Origin of the sequence: Sphingomonas sp., assembly GCF_048594985.1 — a bacterium.
Classification (GTDB): Bacteria; Pseudomonadota; Alphaproteobacteria; order Sphingomonadales; family Sphingomonadaceae; genus Sphingomonas_I.
Map to the genome: position 1 here is coordinate 1 of NZ_JBMDXG010000047.1, position 7010 is coordinate 7010.

Below are 7010 nucleotides of genomic sequence, written 5' to 3' on the forward strand. Positions count from 1 at the left end.
GTCGATGTCGTGCGCACGGGGCTCGGCCCGACGCCGATGCTCTATTATGCCGAGGCGACGCTGGAGGTCGATGGCGGCATCCAGATCACCGGCAGCCACAATCCGGCCGAATATAACGGCTTCAAGATGGTGCTGCAGCACAAGCCGTTCTTCGGGCAGGACATCCAGAAGATCGGCGCAATGGCGGCCGAGGGCGACTGGGACGAAGGGCAGGGCGAAGTCACCGACGCCGATGTCGAGGACCTGTATGTCGACCGGCTGCTGGCGGGTTATTCCGGCGGTGAGTTCCGGATCGGCTGGGACAATGGCAACGGCGCGGGCGGCCGCATCCTGGAGAAGCTGGTCGCCAAGCTGCCGGGCGAACACCACCTGCTCTATACCGAGATCGACGGCACCTTCCCGAACCATCACCCCGATCCGACCGAGGAGAAGAACCTCCAGGACCTGAAGGCGCTGGTGCTGGAAAAGGGTCTCGATTTCGGCATCGCGTTCGACGGCGACGCCGACCGGATCGGCGCGATCGACGGACAGGGCCGCGTGATCTGGGGTGATCAACTCCTGTCGATCCTGGCGGAGCCCGTGCTGCGCGAACTGCCGGGCGCGACCATCATCGCCGACGTGAAGGCCAGCCAGGCGCTGTACGACCGGATCGCCGAACTGGGCGGCACGCCGCTGATGTGGAAAACCGGCCACAGCCTGATCAAGGTCAAGATGGCGGAGACCGACAGCCCGCTCGCGGGTGAAATGTCGGGCCACGTCTTTTTCCGCCACAACTGGTACGGGTTCGACGACGCCATCTATTCGGCGGTCCGCCTGATCCAGGCGGTGCGCGTGCTGGGCGGGTCGCTGACCGCGCTGAAGGACCAAATGCCCGATCTGGTCAACACGCCTGAGATGCGCTTCCAGGTCGACGAGAGCCGCAAGTTCGCGGCGGTCGACGAGATCCTCGACCGGCTGGAAAAGGATGGCGCCGAGGTCAATCGCACCGACGGCGCGCGCGTCAACACGCCCGACGGCTGGTGGCTGCTGCGCGCGTCGAACACGCAGGACGTGCTGGTCGCGCGCGCCGAGGCGAAGGACGAGGCGGGGCTCGAACGGCTGATGGCGCAGATCGACGAGCAGCTGGGCCTGTCCGGGATCGAGCGCGGTCCGCAAGCGGGGCATTGAGCCTCGTGCGGGTGGGGGCGCCGCCTCCGCCCGCTTCATACCCGATGATCACGCCGTTTCGGACGGGTGATCGAGCGTACGGAGCTATCCGTACATTGGCCGGAAAGCCGGATGCGGGCACAGTCGTTCCGCATTCGTGCAATCCGCGCGGTGTCAGTAACGAGTACCACATGCCAGAAACGAAGTTGGAGGAATGCCTCGACCTGTTGCGTCGGGCGGACGCAATTCTCCTGGCCGAGCACGAAGACGTGCTGGCCTGTCACCTTTCGCTCGTGATCGAACTTCTGGCGGAAAAGCTGGCGACGCGACCGGTCGCCAGCGGCTGAACCGGGGGGCTTCGGCCGTCAGGCCCGGCCGAATACCCGCTCGAAGATCGTGTCGACGTGCTTGTAGTGATAGCCGAGGTCGAACTTGTCCTCCAGCTCGGCGTCGCTCAGCGTCACCTCCGGATCGGCCTTGAGCAGGTCGAGCAGCGAGAGCGCACCGTCCGATTCCCACACCTTCATCGCGTTGCGCTGGACCAGGCGATACGAATCCTCGCGGCTGACGCCCGCCTGGGTCAGCGCGAGCAGCACGCGCTGCGAGTGGACGAGACCGCCCATCCGATCGAGATTCTTCTGCATCCGTTCCGGATAGACCAGCAACTTGTCCATCACCCCGGTCAGGCGCGCGAGCGCGAAGTCGAGCGTGATCGTCGCGTCGGGGCCGATATAGCGCTCGACCGACGAGTGGCTGATGTCGCGCTCATGCCACAGCGCCACATTCTCGAGCGCCGGGGTGACGTAGCCGCGGACCATGCGGGCAAGGCCGGTCAGATTCTCGGTCAGAACGGGATTGCGCTTGTGCGGCATCGCCGACGAGCCCTTCTGTCCAGGCGAGAAATATTCCTCCGCCTCAAGCACCTCGGTGCGCTGGAGGTGCCGCACTTCGACCGCAAGCCGTTCGATCGACGAGGCGATCACGCCCAAAGTCGCGAAGAACATCGCATGACGGTCGCGCGGGATCACCTGGGTCGAAACGGGCTCGACCGAAAGGCCCATCTTCTCCGCGACATACTCCTCGACCTTGGGATCGATATTGGCGAAGGTGCCGACCGCGCCCGAAATGGCGCAGGTCGCGATATCGGCGCGCGCCGCCACCAGCCGCGCCCTGTTGCGCGCGAATTCGGCATGCGCCTCGGCCAGCTTGAGGCCGAAGGTCACGGGCTCGGCATGGATGCCGTGGCTGCGGCCGATCGTCGGCGTCAGCTTATGCTCGCGCGCGCGGCGTTCGAGCACGTCGAGCAGCCGGTCGAGATCGGCGAGCAGGATATCGCTCGCGCGCGCCAGCTGGACCGCGAGCGTGGTGTCCAGCACGTCGGACGAGGTCATGCCCTGGTGCATGAAGCGCGCTTCGTCGCCCACCTGCTCGGCGACCCAGGTGAGGAAGGCGATCACATCATGCTTGGTCACGGCCTCGATCGCGTCGATCGCGGCAACGTCGATCCGCGGATTGGTGGCCCACCAGTCCCACAGCGCCCTGGCCGCGCTCGGCGGCACCACGCCCAGCTCACCCAGCGCCTCGGTCGCGTGCGCCTCGATCTCGAACCAGATGCGGTAACGATTCTCGGGCTCCCAGATGGCAACCATCTCGGGACGCGAATAGCGGGGGATCATAAGCGGGCCTTCTGGGAGAGGGGAGGGGTCGGCGGCCCGGTAGCAGCCGTGCCCGCGCGCTTCAACGCGGGCTTACATCAGTCCCTGCGCACGCAGGCTGGCATGGCCAGTGGCGCCGATGATGACATGGTCATGGACCTGGATGCCGAGCGGCTTGAGCGCAGTCGCGATGTCGCGGGTCAGGGCGATGTCCTGTCGTGAGGGAGCAGGATCGCCGCTCGGATGATTGTGGACGAGGATGATCGCGGCCGAGCCGAGTTCGAGCGCGCGCTTCGCCACTTCGCGGACGTAGATCGGCGCCTGATCGATCGAGCCTTCGGACACCTGTTCGTCGCGGATCAGCATGTTCCGCGTGTTGAGGTGAAGCACGCGCGCGCTTTCCGTCATCCGATGCGCCATGGCGGCGTGGAGGTAATCGAGCAGCGCCTGCCAGCTCGAGAGGACAGGGCGCTTGGCGATTTCGCCCTTAAGCAAGCGAAGAGCCGAAGCCTGCGCGATCTTGAGCGCCGCAATTTGGGTTTCAAGCAGCCCGGCGCGCTCCAGCGATTCGGCGTCGGCGCAAAAGACACCGCCAAGACTGCCGAATTCGGCCAGCAATTCGCGTGCAAGTGGTTTTGTGTCGCGGCGGGGTGTGACGAGCGCCAGTAGATATTCGATCAGTTAGTGGTCGAGCAGCGCGTCGCTGCCCCCCTCGATCAGCCGCCGACGAAGGCGTGCCCGGTGTCCGCTGGCGTCGGTGGCGGGATCGATGACCGGCATGGTCCAGACGTTAGCGATCATGATTGGCGGTGTCATGGGGCGTTGACGATGCTGGCGCGTTGCAGGCTCATGGACCGGATAGCGACGCCTCTGCTCGACATGGCTTATGAAACGGGCGGACCCGTCGACGGCATACCGGTGCTCCTGCTCCACGGATGGCCCGACGACGCGCATGGGTGGAAGAAGGTGGCGCCCCGGCTACATGCTGCGGGCTTCCGCACCTTCGCGCCATGGTGGCGCGGCCATGGCGAGACGCGTTTCCATTCGCCCGATACGATGCGCGATGGCCGGGCGGTGGCGCTGGCGTGCGACGCGCTCGACTTCGCCGATGCGCTGGGGCTCGACCGCTTTGCCGTGGCGGGTCACGACTGGGGTGGGCGGGCCGCCTATGCGCTCGCGGCCATCGCGCCGGAGCGATTGAGCGCGATCGCATCGCTGGCGATCGGCTACACGCCGCGCGGGGCATTTCCGGTCCCGGACTTCGAACAGTCGCGGCGGTGGTGGTATCAATGGTTCATGACGTTCGACGGGGGCGCGGAGGCGTTGCGCGACGACCCGATTGGCTTCGATCGGCTGCAATGGGATACGTGGAGCCCGCCCGGCTGGTATGATGAAGCCGATTTCGTCGAGGCGAGCGACAGCTTCCGCAATCCGGACTGGGTCGCGGTCACGCTCCATGCCTATCGCAGCCGCTGGGGCAGGGAGGCGACCGACCCGCGCTACGCCAGTCGCCAAGCCACGATCGAAGCCACCGAGACGCTGCGCGTTCCCACGCTGATGATCCAGGGCGTATCCGATCACTGCGATCCGCCTGAGCATAGCGAGGGGCAGGAGCGCTACTTCACGGGAGGTTACAGGCGCGTACTCCTTCCCGATGTCGGCCACTTTCCCGCGCGCGAGGCGCCGGCGCGCGTCGCCGAAGAGGTGATCGCGCATTTCACCGCCAACGGCTGAAGACGCGGCGCGGCACACACCGCTTGGTTGACTCGCTTCCCCCCCCTGCTAAAGGGGCGGCGCCCGACGGGAATGCCCGCTGGCACGGCCCCCGGCCCGACCCGGTCAAGCGGGTCGAGAGGAGGGATGCGTGCCAGCGATCGACCCGGGGCAGGACCCGATCGGCAATTCGAGTCCCACAGGGGACGTCCGGCTTTCGTCGCTGGACGCGCGGCTCAAGGCCGCGACCGAAGCCGAAAAGGCACGGACAGGGGTGGCGCCGCGCAAGCCCGACAAGGGGTATCGGCAAGGCAGCCGCGTCCTGACCGAGCTGATCGCGGGGCCTGCCGGCGGCGCGCTGCTCGGCTGGGTTATGGACCTGCTGTTCGGCACGGCGCCCTGGCTCCTGTTGGTGATGCTGGTCCTGGGGACCATCGTCGCCTTCCGGAACATCTACAGGATTTCACAGCAGCGTCCGGAATGATCCGGGCGCTTGTTGGCATAGACAGGGGTTGAAGCGTGGCGACTGAGGGCGGTTCCGGTATCGATCCGATGCACCAGTTCCTGGTGGAGCCGGTCGCGGGCGGCCGTCTGACGCTGGCCGGTTACGACGTCAGCTTCACCAACAGCGCGCTGTTCATGGTGCTGACGCTGGGCGTGCTGTGGCTGTTCATGCTGGGCGGCATGCGCCGCCAGCTCGTTCCGGGCCGCTGGCAGGCGGCGGTCGAGGGGATGACCGGCTTCGTCGCCAACATGATCGATGCGAATGTGGGGCCGAAGGGCAAGGCGTTCACCCCCTACGTCTTCTCGCTGTTCATGTTCATCCTGTTCGCCAACCTGATCGGCCTGTTCCCGCTGGGGATCGTGCCGGGCTGGCACCCGTTCACGGTGACGAGCCACATCACCGTCACCGCCGTGCTCGCCTTCGTCAGCTTCGGCATCGTGCTGATCGTCGGCTTCGCCAAGCACGGTTTCCACTTCTTCTCGCTGTTCGTGCCGCACGGCACGCCCAAGGTGATGATCCCGCTGATCTTCGTGATCGAGCTGGCGAGCTTCCTGGTGCGTCCGTTCAGCCTCGGCCTCCGTCTGTTCGTGGCGATGACCGCCGGCCACATCCTGCTCGACGTGTTCGCGAGCTTCGTGGTCCAGGGGTTCGGCTCGGGCAGCGCGCTGGGCATCCCGGTGGGCGTGCTCAGCTTCGTGATGATCGTCGGCATCTCCGCGCTCGAACTGCTGGTCTCGGCGATCCAGGCTTACGTTTTCGCGCTGCTGACGTCGCTCTACCTCAACGACGCGATCAACCTCCACTAAGCTCAACCGAATTCAACGAAGGGAAGACATCATGGATCTCGCATCTGCCAAGGTGATCGGCGCCGGCCTCGCGGCGATCGGCGTGGGCCTGGCCGCGCTCGGCGTGGGCAACGTGTTCGGCTCGTTCCTCGAGGGCGCGCTGCGCAACCCGGGCGCCGCCGACGGCCAGCAGGGCCGCCTGTTCATCGGCTTCGCCGCCGCCGAGCTTCTGGGCCTGATCGCGTTCGTCATCGCGATCCTGATCCTGTTCGTCGTCCAGTAAGACGCCGCCTATCGACGGGAGGGTGCGCGACGCATCCTCCCGCATCAATTCACGGCCTGTAGGATAGCCGATGCCCCAGATAGATCAGATCGCCGAAATCTATGCGTCCCAGCTGTTCTGGCTGGTGCTGGTGTTCGGCCTGCTTCTGATCGGCAGCTATGTGATGCTGCCGAAGATCCAGGGGACGGTCGAGCAGCGCAATGCCCGGATCGTCGGCGATCTCGCCGCAGCCGAGACCGCGCGCGCCGCCGCCGATGCGGCGGACGAATCCTACCAGGCCGCGCTCAACCGAAGCCGCGCCGAGGCGCAGGCCGCCGCCGCAGCCGCCAAGCATGACTCGGCGCTTGCCTCCGAATCCCGCTTGAAGGCCGCCGACGCGGACATTTCCGCGCGGATAGAAGCCGCCGAAGCCACGCTGCGGACGCAGCAGGCCGAAGCGGTGGCCGGGATCGAGGACGTCGCCAGCGAGGCGGTGCAGGAAATCGTCGCCAAGGTCGCCGGTCTGACCGTCGACCGGAGCGCCGCCACCACCGCGGTCAAGGCCGCGCTGGCGGCGTAAGGACGAAACGATGACCCACGCCACCCTCAATGCCACCACGCTCGCCTCTCCCGGCGAGATCGAACATGCCGAGGCGACGGCGCTCGGGCTGAACCCGGGCGGTTGGGTCGCGCTGTCTATGATCGTCGTCATCGCGCTGCTCGTCTGGAAGGGCGCGCCGCGCGCCATCGGCCGCGCGCTCGACCGCAAGATCGCCAGCATCCGCGAGCAGCTGGACGAGGCCGCCAAGCTTCGGGCCGAGGCGGAGGCGCTTAAGGCCGAATATGAAGCCAAGTCGGCCGCCGCAAAGGGCGAAGCCGAGGCGATCGTCGCGCATGCCCGGACCGAGGCCGATGCGATCCTCGCAAAGGCCAAGGACGATACC

Annotated in this window: 8 protein-coding genes and 2 pseudogenes; 8 read left to right on the plus strand and 2 right to left on the minus strand. The window is 66.6% G+C overall.

Features of this window, described 5'->3' with window-relative positions:
• A partial coding sequence (gene pgmG, locus ACOJSF_RS01850; RefSeq protein WP_420140538.1) for a phosphoglucomutase/phosphomannomutase PgmG occupies positions 1-1167 on the plus strand: 1167 nt, incomplete at its 5' end.
• A gap of 170 nt (positions 1168-1337) precedes the next feature.
• The gene (locus tag ACOJSF_RS01855) at positions 1338-1493 is read left to right on the plus strand and encodes a hypothetical protein (protein ID WP_420140539.1); all 156 of its coding nucleotides are present in this window, start codon (positions 1338-1340) and stop codon (positions 1491-1493) included.
• A gap of 18 nt (positions 1494-1511) precedes the next feature.
• On the opposite strand, the gene purB is transcribed toward ACOJSF_RS01855, so the two are convergent.
• Entirely contained in the window at positions 1512-2822 is a 1311-nt protein-coding gene (gene purB, locus ACOJSF_RS01860) for an adenylosuccinate lyase (protein ID WP_420140540.1), read from the minus strand.
• 72 nt (positions 2823-2894) lie between these two features.
• A pseudogene (radC, locus tag ACOJSF_RS01865) lies at positions 2895-3581 on the minus strand (RadC family protein).
• 69 nt (positions 3582-3650) lie between these two features.
• Here radC and ACOJSF_RS01870 point away from each other — a divergent pair.
• The 6 genes and pseudogenes from ACOJSF_RS01870 to ACOJSF_RS01895 all read left to right on the plus strand — a co-directional run.
• On the plus strand, positions 3651-4535 hold the full coding sequence (locus ACOJSF_RS01870) for an alpha/beta fold hydrolase (RefSeq protein WP_420140541.1): 885 nt from the start codon (positions 3651-3653) through the stop codon (positions 4533-4535).
• A gap of 130 nt (positions 4536-4665) precedes the next feature.
• On the plus strand, positions 4666-4998 hold the full coding sequence (locus ACOJSF_RS01875) for an AtpZ/AtpI family protein (RefSeq protein WP_420140542.1): 333 nt from the start codon (positions 4666-4668) through the stop codon (positions 4996-4998).
• A gap of 35 nt (positions 4999-5033) precedes the next feature.
• Positions 5034-5825 carry a F0F1 ATP synthase subunit A gene (locus ACOJSF_RS01880; protein WP_420140543.1) on the plus strand — a complete coding sequence of 264 codons (792 nt, stop codon included), beginning with the start codon at positions 5034-5036 and terminating at the stop codon, positions 5823-5825.
• A gap of 31 nt (positions 5826-5856) precedes the next feature.
• Entirely contained in the window at positions 5857-6087 is a 231-nt protein-coding gene (locus ACOJSF_RS01885; RefSeq protein WP_420140544.1) for a F0F1 ATP synthase subunit C, read from the plus strand.
• Between the two features lie 70 nt (positions 6088-6157).
• Positions 6158-6646, plus strand: a complete 489-nt coding sequence (locus ACOJSF_RS01890) for an ATPase (RefSeq protein ID WP_420140545.1) — start codon at positions 6158-6160, stop codon at positions 6644-6646.
• Positions 6647-6656: 10 nt separating this feature from the next.
• Positions 6657-7010, plus strand: a pseudogene (locus ACOJSF_RS01895) (F0F1 ATP synthase subunit B); the annotation flags it as partial.

Coding starts and splice junctions, on each gene's coding strand:
- ACOJSF_RS01855 (WP_420140539.1), top strand. CDS start 1,338: ATGCCAGAAACGAAGTTGGAGGAATGCCTCGACCTGTTGCGTCGGGCG.
- purB (WP_420140540.1), bottom strand. CDS start 2,822: ATGATCCCCCGCTATTCGCGTCCCGAGATGGTTGCCATCTGGGAGCCC.
- ACOJSF_RS01870 (WP_420140541.1), top strand. CDS start 3,651: ATGGACCGGATAGCGACGCCTCTGCTCGACATGGCTTATGAAACGGGC.
- ACOJSF_RS01885 (WP_420140544.1), top strand. CDS start 5,857: ATGGATCTCGCATCTGCCAAGGTGATCGGCGCCGGCCTCGCGGCGATC.
- ACOJSF_RS01890 (WP_420140545.1), top strand. CDS start 6,158: ATGCCCCAGATAGATCAGATCGCCGAAATCTATGCGTCCCAGCTGTTC.